This is a genomic window from Ornithinimicrobium carbonis, assembly GCF_050703245.1.
Taxonomy (GTDB): domain Bacteria; phylum Actinomycetota; class Actinomycetes; order Actinomycetales; family Dermatophilaceae; genus Ornithinicoccus.
Window position 1 is genome coordinate 199963 of the sequence record NZ_CP192647.1, and the last position, 16943, is coordinate 216905.

Here is a 16943-nt window from a genome sequence, read left to right on the forward strand (position 1 = left end):
GCAGCGTGCGGTCGGCGGTGGGCATGCCAGAGTGCAGTCAGGGAGGCCGACCGGAGGTTCTCCGAACGGGGTAAACCCGTGTGCCCTGGCGCGCCGGGCGATGTCCGTGACGGGGCGGTGGGATCGGCCATGGCTTCATGATGATTCAGCGGTCGTCCAGTCCGCCACCGCAGTAGCCTCGCAGCGTGGACTCCACCCCGCCCTCCGGCCCGCGGCCCCAGCCTTGCGGCGTCGGACGCCGGTCTCCCGGCGGTGCCCGGTGAGGGCCGGTCTGACCCCTGACGCGGACGGCGCCTTCCGCGAGCGCAGGGAGCGCCCCGTCGACGCGCCGGCCACGACCACGTGGACGTGCGTCGCCGACCTCGGCGGGGACCCCGGCTGGTATGCCGCGAGCCGCCTCTGGTGGGTCCGGGGCGTCCTCGACCGGGCGGTGGGCGGCCCGGGCAACCGCGGCCGCCCCGACCGCGAGCTGGGCGTCGGCGACCCGGTCGACGGCTGGCGGGTCGAGGCGGTGGACCCCGGTCGCCGCCTGACGCTCGTCTCCGAGCAGCGGATGCCCGGGACCGCCCGGATGACCTACGAGGTGGACACCCCCGAGGCGGCAGGCGCCGGTCGGTCGCGGCTCGTCCAGCGGCTTGAGTTCCACCCGGTGGGACGCGCGGGACAGGCCTTCTGGTGGGCCGAGCTGCCGGCCCACAAGATCGTGTTCCGGGCGATGCTCGCCCGGATGGCCGGAGAGGCCGAGCGCCGGGCCCGCGCGGACGGCACCATGGGTCCGTGATCGGTCTCGACCCCTGGTCCCCGCAGGCACCCGACGACCCCGGCCTGACCGCCCTGCTCGACGATGCGCGCGCCGCCGCCGGCGACCCGGTCGCCGCCCTGGCGCTCGCCGACCGCGCGGCCTCGCTGCTCCCGCTGCCCGGCACCGGCCGCACCGCCGAGCTGTGGCGCGGCCTCGCAGAGCTGGCCGCGGCCGACCTCACGGTCGCCCGCGCCCTCGAGCCGCACCTCGACGCCGTCGCCATCCTCGCCCAGGCCGCCGAGGCGGGGTATGCCGTCCCGCCCGCCTCGGGCACGTGGGCCGTCTACGCGGCCGAGGGGCCGGGGGCGCGGCTCGAGGTCCGGCCTGCTCAGCTCGGGGCCGGGCCGGGCCAGGCCTCACCCGACTCCCTCACCTCAGCCGCAGGTCCCAGGACCCCCGGGGCTGCCGGAACCACCCGAACCACCAGCCTCGTCCTGTCCGGCCGCAAGCCCTGGTGCTCCCTGGCCGAGCACGTCGACTCCGCCCTCGTGACCGCCTGGGTAGACGCCGAGCGCCGTGTCCTCGTCGCCGTCGACCTGTCCTCCCCGGGTGTCGAGCTCGTCGACGAGCCGTGGGTCGCCCGCGGTCTGCCTCGGGTCCGCTCCACCGGCCTGCGGCTTACCGACGTGCCGGGGGTGCCGGTGGGCGACCCGGGATGGTACCTCACCCGCCCCGGCTTCGCCTGGGGCGGCCTGGGCGTGGCCGCCTGCTGGCTCGGTGGCGCGATGGGCCTGGCCCGCCGGATGCGTCGGGCCGCCATCGAGCGCGAGCCCGACCAGATCGCCCTGTCCTTGCTCGGACAGGCCGACACGGCTCTGACGGCCGCCGCGGCCGTCATCACCGACGCGGCCGCCGCCGTCGACGCCGGGCTGGTCCAGGGCGAGCACGCCTGGCCCCGCTGCGTCCGCGTGCGCCACGTCGTCCACGACGCGTGCGAGACCGTTCTCACCGCCGCCGCCCACGCGCTCGGTCCCGGCCCGCTGGCCGGCGAGGAGGAGCACGCCGCGCGGGTGGCCGATCTGCAGCTCTACCTGCGCCAGCACAAGGCCGGGCGCGACGCCGCGCTCGTCGGCCGGGCGGTCGCCGACGGGATGGCGGTGACGTGGGCGTGAGCGCGGGCGCCAGCGGCCGGAGCGACGCGCCCACCGGTCGCGACAGGGTCAAGGAGGCTCCCGGCGCCTCCGGCCTGACCCCCTCCGGCGACCTACCGACCGACGAGGCCCGGTGGGCCGAGGATCCCCGGTGGCGCGACGTCATACCCCTCGACCTGACCGGGACCACCCACCTGCTCGTGGTCGCCGCCCACCCCGACGACGAGACCCTCGGGCTCGGCGGGCTCCTCGCCGGGCTGCCCGCGGACGTGGACCTCGACGTCGTCGTCGCCACCGACGGGCAGGCCTCCCACCCGCGCTCACCCACGCACACGCCCGCCGACCTGGCCCGGATCCGCCGTGCCGAGGCCTGCGAGGTCATCGCGCTGCTCGCCCCGCGGGCCCGCCTGCACCTGCTCGGGCTCGCCGACGGCGGGCTGACCGACGAGCAGGACGAGCTCACCGCCGCGCTCGTGCGGCTGGTGCGGCCGGGGGAGAGCGTGCTGCTCGCGCCGTACCGCTGCGACGGGCACCCCGACCACGAGGCCGCCGCCCGGTCGGCCGCCGCCGCGGCGTGGCGCAGCGACGGGCGGCTGCTGGAGTACCCGGTCTGGCTCTGGCACTGGGAAGGCCCCGACGCGCTGCCGTGGGACCAGGCCCGCCGGGTGGACCTGTCCGACGAGGTGCGCGAGCGCAAGGCGCGGGCGGTCGCGGGCCACCGGTCCCAGGTCGAGCCGTTGTCCGACCGGCCCGGTGACGAGGTGCTGCTGCGGCCGGACATGCTGGCCCACTTCGCCCGCCCGTGGGAGACGCTGCTGCTCGCCGAGCCGGGGGAGAGCAGCCCGTTCGAGGACCTGCACGCCCGCGAGGAGGACCCGTGGGAGGTGCGGACGAGCTGGTACGAACGCCGCAAGCGCGCCCTCACCCTGGCGGCGCTGCCGCACGAGAGGTACGCCGTGGGCGTGGAGGTCGGGTGCTCCGTTGGCGCTCTCGCGGACGACCTGCTCGGGCGGTGCGACGCGGTCGTGGCCGTGGACGAGTCGTCGCCGCCGCGCTGGGCCGGGTCGAGGGGACCGACCGGCTGCGGACGGTGCACGCGTCGCTGCCGGAGGAGTGGGGGCGGCTGGAGGAGGCGCTCGCCGGGGAGTCGGTGGAGCTCGTGGTGCTGTCGGAGGTGGGCTACTTCCTCTCGCCCGGGCGGCTGCGGGAGCTGGCCCGGCGGGTGGGGGAGCTGGTCACGGGGCCGGGGTCGGACCGGGCGACCGTGGTCGCCTGCCACTGGCGGCACGAGATCGTCGGCTGGCCGCTGACCGGTGAGGAGGTGCACGCGATCCTCGACGAGGCGCTGGCCGCCGCCGGTCTGGAGCGTCGCAGCCACCTCGTGGAGGAGCACTTCGTCCTGACCGTCTGGTCGGCGGACGGGGTTCGGGCAGGGTGAGGGACCACCCTGCCCGAACGGGTCCTGCGGTGCGTCAGCCCTTGCCGCCGCCACCACCCTGGGTGGAGTCCTCGACGTAGGTCTGCACCTGACCGGTGTACGGCGTGACGGACGGTGTTCACCCGGCCGACGACCCCCACGGTCCACGTCCCCGCTGAGGGACTGGTGGTCATCACCTCACGCTCCGTGATGGGCGTGTCCAGGAGTCCGGCGGAGGAGGCCACCTCGTTGCCCTCGGGGTCGTAGAGGAACAGGTAGACGTTGTCGACCGGGTTGTCCCAGGCGATGGCCGCGGACAGCGCCGCCGTCCCGTCGCCCACCTCGACCTCGTGGTAGCTCCAGAACTGCTCGTCCACGTCCCCGAGGCCGGTGTCCACGAGGTAGCCGCCGGGAAGCACGGTCCCGGCGATCGGCGTCGGGTCGCCGCTGGGCACCAGCCCGCTGTCGTCGGCCGGCTTGCAGTTGGTGCGCCCCTGCTCGGCCCACTTCACCGCGGCCTGGGCGTCCAGCATGCCGGCGCCCACCTCGAAGGAGGCGTAGCCGGGCATCTCGACGGCGGAGCACTCCAGGATGTCGATGACGTCGCGGGCGGACAGAGCCGGGTTGGCCTCCAGCATCAGCGCCACGGTCCCGGAGACGTGCGGTGTGGCCATGCTCGTACCGCTGGCCCGCGTGTAGAAGGGGTTCTCGGTGATGACGCCGGTGGACATCAGGGTCGCGGTGCTGGACCTGGCGGCGCCGATGTCCACACCCGGGGCGGTGACGGTCGGTCGGTACAGACCGCCGCCGGCGTCGCGGTCCTGGTTGTCGTCGGGCCGTCCGGTCGAGGAGAAGCTGGCCAGGCTGAAGTCCTTGTTGGCGGCCGCGACCGCGACGACGTACGGCGACACCGCGTTGCGGCCCATGGTGTTCGGGCTGCCCGAGTTGCCGGCGGCGAAGACCGTGACGACGCCTTCGTCGTAGGCGGCCCTGGTGGCGATGTTGACCGGGTCCTCGGGGTCGTAGTCGTTGCCGCCGCCGCCGCCCCAGCTGTTGGAGACGACCCGGACGTTGAGGTCGTCGCCCTCGGTGAGGATCCAGTCGTAGGCCTGGATGGCCCACCAGCTGAGGACGTTGGCCGAGAGCCGAGCTTGAAGCTGAGGATGTCGGCACCGGGAGCGACGCCGGTGAAGTGGCCGTCGCTGGCAGCACCGGTGCCGGCGATCGTGCCGGACACGTGCGTGCCGTGGCCGTGGTCGTCGATGCTCACCGGGCTGTCCACGAAGGTGACGTTGGTGTCGCTGAGCGGGTCGCCGACGACGGCGAAGTTGTGGACGACCTTGTCCCCGTGGGGGAGGTCGGGGTGCGTGGGGTCGACACCCGTGTCCGTGACCGCGACGGTGACGCCGGAGCCGTCGTAGCCCCGCCGCAGCTTCTGACCGGACCAGACGTCGTCGGCGTTGATCATCTCGATGCTGTCGTCCAGGTAGTACTCGTCCCGGGCGTTCTCCCAGACGCTGCGGGTGCTCTCCCAGGAGGCGACCTCGCGGATCTGGGCCGGGGACAGCGTGGCCAGGGCCATCGGCAGCGTCCGGGTCGTCTGCAGGTCGGCGTCCAGGCCCGCGAGCCGCTCGAGCGCGGAGCGGTCCTCGACGGTGACCACGACCTCCAGGGACGATCCGGCGCCGGCGAGGAACTCCTCGACGGCGTCCGAGAGGGGTGCAAGGTCGCTGTCGTTCTGGGTCGTCGTCGCTCCGGCGGGAGCGACCAGCGCACCGGCGATGGCGAACGAGGTCAGGGCTGGGGTGATCCGTCTCACACGTGACATGCGGACGGAGATTACCCACGGGGGCATCGGCGTGCATCTCGAAACCGGTGACTCCCACGCGGACGCCGGCCGACCTGAGGCGTCTACCGGCCATCGCTCAAGGGCCGTGTGAAGATGCCCCCGTGCGAGCCAGGAACGAGACCGACGACCGACCCGCGCTGGCCGCGGTCCTCGTCGTCGTGCCCGCCCGCGACGAGCAGGACGAGATCGCGGGATGCCTGGCCGACATCGCCTCGGCGGCCGTCGAGGTCGACCTCCCGGTGGTCGTGTCCGTCGTCCTGCACCGCTGCACGGACGGCACGGCCGACCGGGGGGCGAGGTGGCGGCCGCGCATCCCGACGTCCGCTGGGTCGTCGAGGACAGCGACGCCGGCACCCTGGGCGCGGCTCGCGCCGACGGCGTGGAGGCCGGGCGTGCCCACGACGCCCTGGCCGCCCTCGACCCGGCGACCGTCTGGGTGGCCAGCACGGACGCGGACTCGCGCGTGCCGCATACCTGGCTCCGCGCGCAGCGCGACCTGGCCGACCGCGGACTGGACCTGGTGCTCGGCACGGTGGAGCCGCGCGAGGACGGCTCTGAGTCCGCCCGCCTCTGGCACGCGCAGCACCACCTGGCCGAGGGTCACCTGGGGATCAACGGGGCCAACCTGGGGGTGCGGCTGTCGGCGTACGACCGGGCGGGCGGGTTCCCCGCGCTCGACGACGGCGAGGACGTGCAGCTCGTGCACGCGCTGCGCGACGGGGGTATGCCGTGGACGAGTACCGACGGCACGCGCGTGGTGACGTCCTCGCGGCGGCAGGGGCGGGCGGGCAGAGGGTTCGCCCGGTTCCTGCGGCGGCTGGACGACGCGGTGGCGACCTTCGGCGCGACGGCCGAGCTCGAGGAGCGGCTGCGGACGGAGATCCTGCGGCTGGCGGAGGCACGCGGACCGGACAGGACGCTGTGCCCCTCGGAGGCGGCGGGTACGGTCGACCCCGCGCGCCGGCAGGCCCTGACGCAGGTGGCCCGGGCGGTGGCGTGCACGCTCGCCGACGAGGGGGTCGTCGTCATCACGCAGAAGGGCATGCCGGTCGACGGGCGGACGACGCCGGGGCCGGTGCGGGTGCGGCTGGCGCCGACGGAGATGACTACGGGCGGTGGCGCCCGGACCGGGGGTCGTGCCCGCTGAGGTGCTGCGCCCGCGGACCTACCGCAGCCGCCAGACCACCGTGCCGGCGAACTCGTCGACCACGCGGAAGTCGTCCGGGAACGCGTAGCCGCACGCGACGAGAGCCTCGACCAGGTCCGTGCGTCCCCGGACGGTCAGAGGGCGTCGTCACCGGGGTCGAGGACGAACAGGTCCTCGGGGCGGTCGGTGCGGCACGACTCCTCGATCGTGGCGCGCCAGATGCCGTCCCGCCACGGGCTGGCCCACCCGCTGCGGTTGAAGACGAACAGGTGCCCCGGCGCGTTGATGGCGACCGCGGGCACCCCGGCGACGTCCTCCTGCTCGGCCACGGAGCGGAGCCGGTCGGCCGTGGCCGCCTGCTCCGGGGTCAGCCGGATGCCGGCGAGCTCGGGCACCGACGTCGTGGTCGTCTGCTCCTGGAGGGGTTGCAACCGGTACGGGTGGACGAAGCTGTCCGTCGCGACGAGCGCCACCGTCACCCAGACCAGCAGCGCCCCGGTGAGGAGCGGCGCGCTGCGGTGCACCGATGCCGACGGCCACCGACCACCCGCCGACCCGGCACGAAGGCCCCCGCCGGTCGACGGACCACCGGCCGCCAGCACCGCCAGCGCCGTCCCGAGCAGGACCGCCCAGACGGTGGCGGCCCACATCGTCTGCCCCATGATCGGGTTGTTCGTGCCCACGCCGGCCACGACGGGGGTGACCAGCACCAGCCCGAGGGCGTAGACCCCGGCGAGCACGGTGCCGCGGCCGGTGCGTGCCGGCACCACGGCGACCAGGAGGACGGCCGCACCGCCGACCCCCATCACCGTGCCGACGGTGCCGAGCTTCGCCCACGAGCCCAGCGGCAGCACGAGCAGCCAGACGGCCAGGGCGACGGGCATCACGAGCACGACATGCCGCCCCAACCCCCTCCGCACCAGCACCGCCAGGACGACCAGCATCAGGACCGGTCCCAGCCCCGCCAGGGCCGTCTCGAGCGCCGAGTCCACGTACGTCTCCAGGATCTCCGAGACCGAGTGGTCGCTGACCGCCTGGACCGTCGGGTCGGTGAGCATCCCCCAGGACCGCGTGACGCTGCCGACGAACGGCCTGCCCGCCCCGACCAGACCCAGGGCGGACAGCCCCCCGGCGCCCAGGAAGACCACCGCCCTGCCCGCCGCCGACCGGACCGACGGCGAGAGCAGCGTCGCCAGCAGGACCAGGGGCAGCCAGACCAGGGCCGCCGTGAACTTCGCGAACAGCAGCGGCGGCACCAGCAGCCCGGCGACCGCCCACGGCAGCCATCCCGACGGGGTCCGCAGGCCCTGCCCCCGGGCGGCCAGCCCGAGCACGACAGCGGCGCAGATCAGCTGGCTCATCCAGGCCGAGACCTCGTTGTAGCTCAGGTAGCGCGGCGGGTAGCTCCACGCCAGCAGCGTGCCGGCCTGGGCCACGAGCAGGACGAACCACCAGGTATGGCGTGGAACCGCCACCCCGGCGGCCCCCGCCACGCACCGGGCCGTCAGGACGAGGAGGACCGAGGTGACGGCATACCCCAGCACCCGGAGGGCTCGGAAGGCCAGCACCCTGCCCCCGGTGGCCTCGTAGAGCGGGTGCAGGAGGTGCTGGAAGCCCCAGGCCTCGCCCACGGCGGCGCGGTCGCTGGCGATCATCGTGTAGACGAAACCCTCGTCGGTCCCGTCGAACCCGCGGTCCAGGCCCCACAGCACGAGGCCGTACCCCGTGAGCACGCCGACCGCCGCGAGGACGAGAGCGGCCACCTGGCCCGCCGCGAGCGGGGCGCCGCCGCTCCTGGCCCGCGCGTCGCGGCGTCGCACGGCGGACCTGGGCATGGGCGCATCCTCGCACCGCCGTCGACCGGGCCGGCCGGGTCGGCACCCGTCATCCCGGCCCGTCCCGTCATCCCGGCCCGTCCCGTCGAGGGCGGGCGATGCTCCGAGGTGCCGGAACGGCATACCCGCCCTAGCGTGGACGCATGCGAGCACTCACCTGGCAGGGACTTCAGGACGTCGAGATCAAGGAGGTGCCGGACCCCGTCGTCGAGCAACCGACGGACGCCGTCATCCGCGTCACCTCGACCGCGATCTGCGGGTCGGACCTGCACCTCTACAACGTGCTGGCCGCCTACCTCCAGCCCGGCGACATCCTCGGCCACGAGTTCATGGGGATCGTCGAGCAGGTCGGCAGCGCGGTCGAGAACCTGCAGGTCGGCGACCGGGTCGTCATCCCGTTCAACATCAGCTGCGGGCGCTGCTGGATGTGCGAGCGCGGGCTGTTCGCCCAGTGCGAGACCACCCAGAACTACGACCAGGGCAAGGGGGCGAGCCTGTTCGGCTACACCGCCCTCTACGGGGCCGTCCCCGGCGGGCAGGCCGAGATGGTGCGCGTGCCGTTCGCCGACTTCCTGCCGGTCAAGGTGGCCTCCGACCTGCCCGACGAGCGGGTCCTCTACCTCTCCGACATCCTGCCCACCGCCTGGCAGGCCCTGGAGTATGCCGACGTGCCCGAGGGCGGGACCCTCGCCGTGCTCGGGCTGGGCCCGGTCGGGCAGCTGGCCGTGCGGTCGGCCCGGCACAAGGGCATCCGGGTGGTCGGCGTCGACCGGATCCCCGAGCGCAACGAGCTGGCCCGCCAGTTCGGCGCGGAGATCGTCGACTTCAGCTCGGTCAAGGACGTCGGCGACGCGCTGCGCGACCTGACCGACGGCCGCGGGCCGGACAGCGTCATCGACGCCGTCGGCATGGAGGCGCACGGCAGCCCGTTCCTGGGTGCGGCGGTCGGCGCGGCCAAGCGGCTCCCCAAGCCCCTGGCCCGCAAGGCGATCGAGACCGCCGGCGTCGACCGGCTGGCGGCGCTGCACGCAGCGATCGACGCGGTGCGCCGGGGCGGCACGGTCTCGATCAGCGGCGTGTACGGCGGCATGGCCGACCCGATGCCGATGATGCAGCTCTTCGACAAGGGCGTGCAGGTGCGGATGGGCCAGTGCCACGTCAAGCGCTGGACCGACGAGCTCTACGACCTGGTCAGCGGCTCCGAGGACGTGCTCGACCTGGAGAACCTGGCCACGCACCGGGTGCCGCTGGAGCAGGCGCCGGAGATGTACAAGACCTTCAACGACAAGGAGGACGGCTGCATCAAGGTCGTCCTCACGCCGTGACGGGGGAGCACCGCGAGAGCGTCTCCACCTCCGCGAACCTGGCCGCCGAGACGCTCGGGCGGGCCGGCGGGGCGCTGTTCGCCGCCGCCTTCGGGCTGACCGCGCGGCTGCGGGGGACCCGGGCGCTGCACCCCGTGGGGGTATGCGGTGCGGGGACCCTCTCGGTCACGCCGGGTCCGCGGAGCGGCGTCGCGCTGCTCGACGACCCGGGGCCGCACCCCTGTCTCGTCCGCTGGTCGCGGGCGACGGGGAGGCGGCAGGGCCGGGACCTCGAGGGGCTCGCCGTGCGGATCGACGGGCCGGCCGCGGGCGACGTGCTCCTCGCCTCCACCGGGACGGGGACCGTCGGGCGGCACGTGCTGGCCGTCCGGGACCGGCACGACCACGGCCCGGTGACGACGCTGCTGCCGCTGAGCACCCGGCGGGGGCCGCTGCTCCTGCGGCTGGATCCCGCGCCGGCCCCGTCGTGGGCGGGCGGAGAGGGCCCTTCTGCGACGCCCCAGCCGACCCCGGGGAAGGGCGCCGACGTGGACGACCCGCCGACGGCATACCGGCTGTTCGTGGCCGCCCCCGGGCAGCCGTGGCACGAGCGCGGCAGGCTGGAGATCAGGTGGACCGACCGGGACTGCACCCGGCGGCACGACCCCGTCGGGCACCCGCCCGCCGGGACCTGGACGCACCCGCTGTGGGCGCGTCTGCGTGACCCTGCGTACGCCGCGAGCCAGCAGGTGGCGGCCGAGACCATCGAACCGAAGGAGCAGTCATGACCGAGCACCACGACAGCAGCCCCGCCGACCCGGTGAACGTCAGCAGCGACCCCGAGGAGGTGCGCAAGGTCCACGAGCTCATCGAGAGCATGGACATCGCGATGCTCACGACGGTCGACTCCAGCTCCTCGCACGGGCGGCTGACGAGCCGGCCGCTGTCGACGCAGGTGGCCGAGGAGGACGGCGACGTGCTCTTCCTCGTGCGCGACAGCAGCGCCGTCGTGCGGGACGTGGAGGCCAACCCGCAGGTCAACGTGGCGTACTCGTCGATGAAGGCGTGGGTCTCGCTGGCCGGGACCGCGACGGTCGTGCGCGACCGGGCCCTGGTCGAGAGGCTGTGGAGCAAGGGCGCCTCGGCGTTCATGGACGGCGGGCCGGAGAACCCGGACAACGTCGTGCTGCGGGTGGACGGCGACACGGCGGAGTACTGGGGCGGCGAGTCGCTCGTCGGCACCGTCGTCGGGACGGTCAAGGCCGTGACCGGCAAGAAGGACGACGACGAGGGCGCCACGGTGGTGGAGCTGCCCTGACGGCCGGGGCTCGGGTGGGCCGGCCTGCCGAGGTCTCGCAGGGTTGAACCTCTCGCGGTCTGGCGGGGTCTCGTCCGGTTTGCCCGCGGTCCGCGCGCGTTTCCGCAGGTCGGCGGTAGCTCTGTCCGGGCAAACCGGACGAGACCTTCCCGTGCCTCGGGTGACGTCCCTCAGTCGGTGAGCTCGCGCACCACCCGGGCCGGGCTGCCGACCGCGACCACGTTCGGCGGCAGGTCGCGGGTGACGACGGCGCCGGCGCCGACGACGGTGTTCTCGCCGATGGTCACGCCCGGGCAGACGACGGCCCCACCGCCGAGCCAGACGTTGTCGCCGATGGTGATGGGCTGGGCGGACTCCCACTTGTCCCGCCGCAGCCCCGGCTCGACCGGGTGGGTCGGGGTGAGCAGCTGCACGTGCGGGCCGATCTGCACGTCGTCGCCGATGGTGATGTCGGCGACATCCAGGGCCGTCAGCCCGAAGTTGGCGAAGCACCGCGCCCCGATCCGGATGTTCGTGCCGTAGTCGACGTAGAACGGCGGGCGGATCACCGTCTCCTCACCGATCGAGCCCAGCAGCCGTTCGAGCAGCTCCCGGCGCAGCGGTTCCTGCCGTGGCGTCGTCGCGTTGTAGGCGCCCATGAGGTCGTGGGAGACGTCGGCCGCCTCGGCGATCTCGGGATCGTCGGCGATGTAGAGGTCGCCGGCGAGCATGCGCTCGTGCATCGTGCGGGTGTCGTCGGGTGATGGCGTCGTCATGACCCGGAGCGTACGCAGACGCAGACGCAGCCGGTCCGCAACGGGTCGACAGCCGGGGTCCGGCCCCGGGTGGCCGTCAGCCCATGGCGAACTGCAGGGCGACGAAGGCCGCCAGGGCGACGGCCAGGATGGCCAGCCCGGCCAGCCCCCGCCGACGACCCGGTCCCTGCCGGGCCAGGGCGTAGGCGACCGGTGTGCCCAGGAACCCGACCGGCAGTCCGGCCAGCCCCAGGGCCCGTGCCCAGTTCGGCCAGTCCAGGAGGCCGGTCAGGCTGAGGACGAAGGTCAGGACCGTCGAGGCGAGGAACAGGGCCCCGAGGATCAGGGCCGCCGTGCCGGCCCGGTCGGAGATCTGCGGTGGTGTCGCGGGGTGCGCGTGGGTGGCCATGACCGTCTCCTCCCGGAGTCGGACCGTCCGGGGCGGACCCCTGACCGGGCCTGACTCCTGCTTCTCAGGCTACTCGGGTCGAGCGCGCAGCACAGGGGTCGGGACCGTGGGGGACGTCACTCCCGGATCGCGCGCATCGACTCCTCGACGACCTCCTCGACCGTCCCGCCGACGTCGACGAGCGCTCCGCGCTCGTCCTCCTCGAGCATCTCCAGGGTGTCGAACTGCGACTGCAGCAGCGAGGGCGGCATGAAGTGCTCGCGCTTCTCCATCCGCTCCAGCAGGACGTCGAAGTCGCCGTGCAGGTGCAGGAAGAAGATGTCCGCGCCGCTCTCGCGCAGCCAGTCCCGGTAGGTCCGCTTCAGGGCCGAGCAGCCGGTGACCGAGGTCTGGCCCTGCTCGTCGAGCTCTCTGATCCGCTCGGCCAGCGCCTGCAGCCACGGGCGGCGGTCGTCGTCGTCGAGGGGGGTCCCCGCCGACATCTTCTCGACGTTGGCCCGGGGGTGGTAGCTGTCCCCCTCCACGAAGACACCGCCCAGCTGCTCGGCGACCGCCTGACCGATGGTTGTCTTGCCCGTGCTGGTGACGCCCATGACGACGACGTGCCGCGGGGGAGCCACTACAGCACCAGCCACAGCAGCGCGGCGATCACGAACACGGCCAGGCCGAGCGTGGTCTCCATGACCGTCCACGTCTTCAGGGTGGTCTTCTCGTCCATCCCGAAGAACCGGCTGACCAGCCAGAAGCCGGAGTCGTTGACGTGCGAGAGCACGGTGGCTCCGGCGGCCACGGCGAAGACCAGCAGCGCGATCTTGACGTCGCTGAGGTTCTCGGCGGCGACCTGCGCCGAGATGAGTCCGGCGGTGGTCGTCAGGGCCACGGTGGCCGAGCCCTGGGCCACCCGGAGGGCGGTCGAGATGAGGAAGGCCTGCAGGATGAGCGGGAGGCCGACGTCGGACAGCGACTCGGTGAGCGCCTGGCCGATGCCGCTGGCGCGCAGCACGCCACCGAACATGCCGCCGGCACCGGTGATGAGGATGATCGCCGCGATCGGGCCCAGCGCCTCGTCCATGAGCTTGGAGGCGGTGGGGATGCTGAACCGTCCGGGGGCCAGCACGAACACGGCCACGATGACCGTGATGAGCAGCGCGACGGGGGTCTGTCCGATGAGCTGCAGACCGCTGGCCCAGGCGGCGTCCTCCGCGATCCGACCGTCCGTGCGCAGGGTGCCGACGACGGTGTTGAGCGCGATGAGCAGGAAGGGCAGGAGCAGCAGCATCAGCACGAGGCCGAAGGCGGGGGCCTTGGTCCGCACCGCGGTGCTGCCCGAGGCGCCTGCGGCGTCGTCGTCGAGGGTGTCGTCGACGCCGGCGTTCTCCTTGCCGAAGAGCAGGTCGGGGATGTCGACGTCGAACCGGTTGCCCAGCCAGGTACCGACGAGGTAGGCGCCGACGTACCAGCCGATGATGGCCACCGGGATGCCGAGCAGCAGGGTGATGCCGATGTCGCCGCCCATGAGGTCGGCGGCGGCAACGGGCCCGGGGTGCGGCGGCACGATCGCGTGCATCGCGGCGAAGGCACCGGCGGTCGGCAGTCCGTACTTGAGGATGGAGCCGCCGAAGCGACGGGCCACGGTGAAGATGATCGGCAGGAAGACGACCAGTCCGGCGTCGAAGAAGATCGGGAAGCCGAAGATGAGGGCGGCGATGCCCAGCGCCAGCGGCGCCCGCTTCTCCCCGAACCGGTTGATCAGGGTGTCGGCCAGCACCTGGGCGCCGCCGGTGTGCTCCAGCAGCCGGCCCAGCATCACGCCGAACGCCACGAGCAGGGCGACCGACCCCAGGGTGCTGCTGAAACCGCTCATGAGAGCGGTCGGCACGTCCGCCAGCGGGATGCCCGCGGCCACCGCGGTCAGCAGGCTGACCGCGACCAGGGCCACGAAGGCGTGGATCTTGACCTTCATGATGAGGAACAGCAGCAGCGCGACGGCCACGGCCGCGATGAGCAGCAGGACACCGGCTCCGTAGGCCGGTTCGATGGCTTCCATGACAGCCTCCTCGTCGTTGGGGAGAGTCCACAGCAGACCCTCCCGTCACTGTAGGACTGCCCGGCGACCCCCGCGCGCCGTAGCGTGACGACCCCATGGCAGCACCGATCCCCGACAGCCTCCGCCGCACGGTGGGCGGCCGTGCCCCCGACGCCCCCGGCGACCCGGACGGCGACGCCTGGCTGGACCGGCTGCCGCGCCTCGTCGACGACCACCTCGACCGGTGGGACCTCACCGTCGACGGCGACCCGTGGCACGGTCACAACGCGCTGGTCGTCCCGGTCCGCCGCGGCCGGGAGCGCGCCGCCCTCAAGCTCACCTGGCCCCACCCCGAGGCCCGGCACGAGCACCTGGCCCTGCGCCTGTGGGACGGGGACGGTGCGGTGCGGCTCCTGGCCGCCGACCCCGTGGCATACGCCCTGCTCCTGGAACGGCTCGACGGGGACCGGGACCTGACCACCGTGCCGTTCCTCGACGCCTGCGAGGTGATCGGCGGCCTGTTCGGCCGGTTCGACCGGCCGGCCACGCCCCAGCTCGACACGCTGGAAGGGCGGGCGGTCCGGTGGCGCGAGCAGCTGGCGGAATCGACCCCGCTCGTCCCGCGCCGGTTCACCGAGCAGGCGCTCGCGGCCCTGCCCGACCTGCTCGACGACGCCCCCGCGCCGCGCCTGGTCCACGAGGACCTGCACGACCTCAACGTCCTCGCCCCGCTCGACCCCGCCCGCGGCGACTGGCTCGCGATCGACCCCAAGCCCGTCGCGGGGGAGTGGGCGTATGCCGTCGCGCCAGTCGTGTGGAACCGTCCCGACGAGCTGGCGGGGGCGCACAACCTGCGGGCCCACGTGCAGCTGCGGGCTGCCGTGGTCGGCGAGGCCGCCGGGCTGGACCCCGACCGGGTGCGCGCGTGGACGTTCGTGCGGCTGGTGCTCAACGCCGTGCAGACGACCGACGGCTCGCAGCGGGCGGAGGAGTTCCGGTCACGGATGATCGCCCTGGCGAAGGCGTTCGCGGACTGAGGGCGGGGTCTTCTCCGTGACCGCTCAGCGGTGCCTGCCGCAGCAGCCGCTAAAGATTCTCGCCTTTTGAGGACTGTTACCGGGTGGAGGTGATTCCCATGTCCCCCTCGACCCGGTCCACCATGATGGATGTCGTGCCGATGTCCTCCCGGCGTCGCCGGCACGACGACTACCGGGACTTCTTCGTCGGGCGGTATCCGCAGGTGGTGCGGACCGTCTGGTTCGTCGTGCACGACTGGGCCGTGGCCGAGGAGGTGGCCCAGGACGCGTTCCTGGAGCTCTACCGGGACTGGTCGCGGCTGCGCGAGTTCGACCGCCCCGACCTGTGGGTGCGCAGGGTGGCGATCCGGCGGGCGCAGCGCGAGGCCGCGCGCCGGATGAAGCGGGAGGCCGTCGAGCAGGCGGCCGCCGATCCCGCACCCGTCGATGACGGAATCCGGCTGCTCGACCCCGACCTGGTCGCGGCGATCCGTGACCTGCCCGCCCGGCAGCGGGCGGTCGTGGTCCTGTACTACCTCGAGGACCTCCCGATGGCCGAGGTCGCCGACCTCGTCGGCTGCTCGACGTCGACCGGCTTCGTCCACCTTCACCACGCCCGCAAGCGGTTGGCCGCTGCACTCACCCTGGAGGTGGACGACGATGTCCGTTGACGAGCAGATCCGCGAGCACCTGATGCGGGCCAACGCCGACCTGCCCGAGCCGGGCACGGAGACAGCCCTGGGAGCGGTGCTCGAGCGCGCAGGCTCGGCCCGCCGTCGATGGGCCGTGCTCACCGGCGCCGCGGCCTCGGCCACCCTGATCGCCTCGGTCCTGGTCGGAAGCGTCCTGCTGGACCCGGACGGCGGCCCGGACGAGCAGCTGCCGGATGCGCCGGCGGTGCCGGCCGCCCCCGACGAGCAGCTGTCGGAGACTCCCGCGGCGCCGGCCACCTCCGACGAGCAGCTGACAGAGGTCGACGACGACCGGCTCACCCGACCCCCCCCGGGACACCACCCGGCTCGGGGTCGAGCAGCTCCTCGGCCCCTTCGGGACACCCGACACCGCGAGGACCTACCGCTGGGAGGACGAGGCCGACTCTCCGGTCGACGGGTCAGACATCCGGCGTGTGCGCGCCATCTACGCCGGGACGGGGGTCCTGGACGGGCGTCGCTATCCGGGACATGAGGTGGTGCTCGACCTCGCCGGCCTCCCGACCGACGTCGGGTCGGTGCCGGAGCGGGAGGTGGAGTACGGGGTCGTCGTCGACCGTGACGGGGACCTCGTCGCCGACTGCGAGTTCGGGATCAGCACGGTCACCGAGGGCCAGGGCCAGTTCCGGGTCTGGGCGGTCCGCCTGGCGGACGGCCGGATCGACGAGCACGTGGCTCCCCCGTCCATGGGTCCGTTCGAGTTCTTCCACCCGCTCGAGGGGTTGGAACCGCAGATGTACTTCCAGTTCGGCAACCCCGTACCGGAGTGCTACAGCGCGTCGCAGGGCATGTACTTCTACACCTGGGCCGCGACGCTCGAGGACGGTGAGGTCGTCGCCGTCGACTACGCACCGGACGCGGCCTGGCTGGAGACGCCGGCAGAGCTGCGGGCGGAGCCGGACGCGGACGCCGGCCCGGAGTCCTGAGGCCCCGAGTCCTGAGGTCAGTCCCGCAGTGGAGACCCCGCCACGTCGAACCGGTAGCCACCCATCGCACCGGTGAGCAGCGGCCGCGCCTCGCCGATCGCGGCCTGCACCGACGGCAGCTGCAGCGAGGCCTGGTGCGCGTCGGCCGACTCCCACAGCTCCACGACGCAGACGGTGTCCGGCTGGTCCTGGCTCACACCCACCTCGTAGGCCAGACAGCCCGCCTGCTCCATCTCCGGGTTGCGCCGGGTCAGGATCGCCACGAGCTCCTCGGCCTTCCCCGACTGCGCGCCGAGCGTCCCCACGTTCGCGAAGGTCATGGTGGCCAACCTACGAACAGGGCGGGCGCCTGCATACCC

17 protein-coding genes and 1 pseudogene are annotated in these 16943 nt (G+C 73.6%); 11 read left to right on the forward strand and 7 right to left on the reverse strand.

The genetic code is table 11. The features are described 5' to 3' along the window. Positions 1–259 precede the first annotated feature (259 nt). Genes ACQ95T_RS01030 through ACQ95T_RS01040 form a run of 3 tightly spaced genes read left to right on the forward strand, consistent with a single transcriptional unit; the run spans position 260 to position 3203 of the window. Positions 260–781: a DUF2867 domain-containing protein gene (locus ACQ95T_RS01030; protein ID WP_425942959.1), complete on the forward strand. Its 522-nt coding sequence runs from the start codon at positions 260–262 to the stop codon at positions 779–781. Then, positions 778–1914 (forward strand): acyl-CoA dehydrogenase, encoded by a 1137-nt coding sequence (locus ACQ95T_RS01035; protein WP_425942960.1) that lies wholly within the window; start codon positions 778–780, stop codon positions 1912–1914. The genes ACQ95T_RS01030 and ACQ95T_RS01035 overlap by 4 nt, the downstream gene beginning before the upstream one ends. Then, positions 1911–3203, forward strand: coding sequence for a PIG-L deacetylase family protein (locus ACQ95T_RS01040; protein WP_431473403.1), 1293 nt, complete (start codon positions 1911–1913; stop codon positions 3201–3203). Before ACQ95T_RS01035 ends, ACQ95T_RS01040 begins: the two co-directional genes overlap by 4 nt. Before the next feature lie 700 nt (positions 3204–3903). On the opposite strand, the pseudogene ACQ95T_RS01045 reads toward ACQ95T_RS01040, so the two are convergent. After that, positions 3904–5165: pseudogene (locus ACQ95T_RS01045) on the reverse strand (S8 family serine peptidase); the annotation flags it as partial. Between the two features lie 292 nt (positions 5166–5457). Between ACQ95T_RS01045 and ACQ95T_RS01050 the strand changes: the two are divergent. Further along, positions 5458–6306, forward strand: a complete 849-nt coding sequence (locus ACQ95T_RS01050) for a DUF3253 domain-containing protein (RefSeq protein ID WP_431473404.1) — start codon at positions 5458–5460, stop codon at positions 6304–6306. Positions 6307–6440: 134 nt separating this feature from the next. On the opposite strand, the gene ACQ95T_RS01055 is transcribed toward ACQ95T_RS01050, so the two are convergent. Beyond that, positions 6441–8141 (reverse strand): hypothetical protein, encoded by a 1701-nt coding sequence (locus tag ACQ95T_RS01055; RefSeq protein ID WP_431473405.1) that lies wholly within the window; start codon positions 8139–8141, stop codon positions 6441–6443. 143 nt (positions 8142–8284) lie between these two features. Between ACQ95T_RS01055 and ACQ95T_RS01060 the strand changes: the two genes are divergently transcribed. Genes ACQ95T_RS01060 through ACQ95T_RS01070 form a run of 3 tightly spaced genes read left to right on the forward strand, consistent with a single transcriptional unit; the run spans position 8285 to position 10763 of the window. Further along, entirely contained in the window at positions 8285–9466 is a 1182-nt protein-coding gene (locus ACQ95T_RS01060; RefSeq protein ID WP_425942965.1) for a zinc-dependent alcohol dehydrogenase, read from the forward strand. Continuing rightward, a complete protein-coding gene (locus tag ACQ95T_RS01065) occupies positions 9463–10233 on the forward strand; it encodes a hypothetical protein (RefSeq protein ID WP_425942966.1) in 771 nt (256 codons plus the stop codon). Before ACQ95T_RS01060 ends, ACQ95T_RS01065 begins: the two co-directional genes overlap by 4 nt. Beyond that, positions 10230–10763: a pyridoxamine 5'-phosphate oxidase family protein gene (locus ACQ95T_RS01070; RefSeq protein WP_425942967.1), complete on the forward strand. Its 534-nt coding sequence runs from the start codon at positions 10230–10232 to the stop codon at positions 10761–10763. The genes ACQ95T_RS01065 and ACQ95T_RS01070 overlap by 4 nt, the downstream gene beginning before the upstream one ends. Positions 10764–10933: 170 nt before the next feature. Here the strand turns inward: ACQ95T_RS01070 and ACQ95T_RS01075 are convergent, their stop codons facing one another. From ACQ95T_RS01075 to ACQ95T_RS01090, 4 genes are all read right to left on the reverse strand, one after another. Next, the gene (locus ACQ95T_RS01075; RefSeq protein WP_425942968.1) at positions 10934–11518 is read right to left on the reverse strand and encodes a sugar O-acetyltransferase; all 585 of its coding nucleotides are present in this window, start codon (positions 11516–11518) and stop codon (positions 10934–10936) included. Positions 11519–11594: 76 nt separating this feature from the next. Next, positions 11595–11906 (reverse strand): hypothetical protein, encoded by a 312-nt coding sequence (locus ACQ95T_RS01080; protein WP_425942969.1) that lies wholly within the window; start codon positions 11904–11906, stop codon positions 11595–11597. Between the two features lie 116 nt (positions 11907–12022). Continuing rightward, positions 12023–12526: a gluconokinase gene (locus tag ACQ95T_RS01085; RefSeq protein ID WP_431473406.1), complete on the reverse strand. Its 504-nt coding sequence runs from the start codon at positions 12524–12526 to the stop codon at positions 12023–12025. Continuing rightward, on the reverse strand, positions 12526–13953 hold the full coding sequence (locus ACQ95T_RS01090; RefSeq protein ID WP_425942971.1) for a GntP family permease: 1428 nt from the start codon (positions 13951–13953) through the stop codon (positions 12526–12528). Before ACQ95T_RS01090 ends, ACQ95T_RS01085 begins: the two co-directional genes overlap by 1 nt. Positions 13954–14048: 95 nt before the next feature. On the opposite strand from ACQ95T_RS01090, the gene ACQ95T_RS01095 reads away from it, so the two are divergent. The 4 genes from ACQ95T_RS01095 to ACQ95T_RS01110 all read left to right on the forward strand — a co-directional run bounded on the left by ACQ95T_RS01095 (position 14049) and on the right by ACQ95T_RS01110 (position 16584). Then, positions 14049–14969 (forward strand): aminoglycoside phosphotransferase family protein, encoded by a 921-nt coding sequence (locus ACQ95T_RS01095; RefSeq protein ID WP_425942972.1) that lies wholly within the window; start codon positions 14049–14051, stop codon positions 14967–14969. 98 nt (positions 14970–15067) lie between these two features. Further along, complete coding sequence (locus ACQ95T_RS01100; protein ID WP_425942973.1) at positions 15068–15619, forward strand: sigma-70 family RNA polymerase sigma factor; 552 nt, start codon at positions 15068–15070, stop codon at positions 15617–15619. After that, a complete protein-coding gene (locus tag ACQ95T_RS01105; RefSeq protein WP_431473407.1) occupies positions 15609–16133 on the forward strand; it encodes a hypothetical protein in 525 nt (174 codons plus the stop codon). Before ACQ95T_RS01100 ends, ACQ95T_RS01105 begins: the two co-directional genes overlap by 11 nt. Positions 16134–16137: 4 nt before the next feature. Beyond that, positions 16138–16584 (forward strand): hypothetical protein, encoded by a 447-nt coding sequence (locus ACQ95T_RS01110; RefSeq protein WP_431473408.1) that lies wholly within the window; start codon positions 16138–16140, stop codon positions 16582–16584. Between the two features lie 17 nt (positions 16585–16601). Here the strand turns inward: ACQ95T_RS01110 and ACQ95T_RS01115 are convergent, their stop codons facing one another. Next, positions 16602–16904, reverse strand: coding sequence for a putative quinol monooxygenase (locus ACQ95T_RS01115; protein WP_425942975.1), 303 nt, complete (start codon positions 16902–16904; stop codon positions 16602–16604). Positions 16905–16943: the final 39 nt, after the last annotated feature.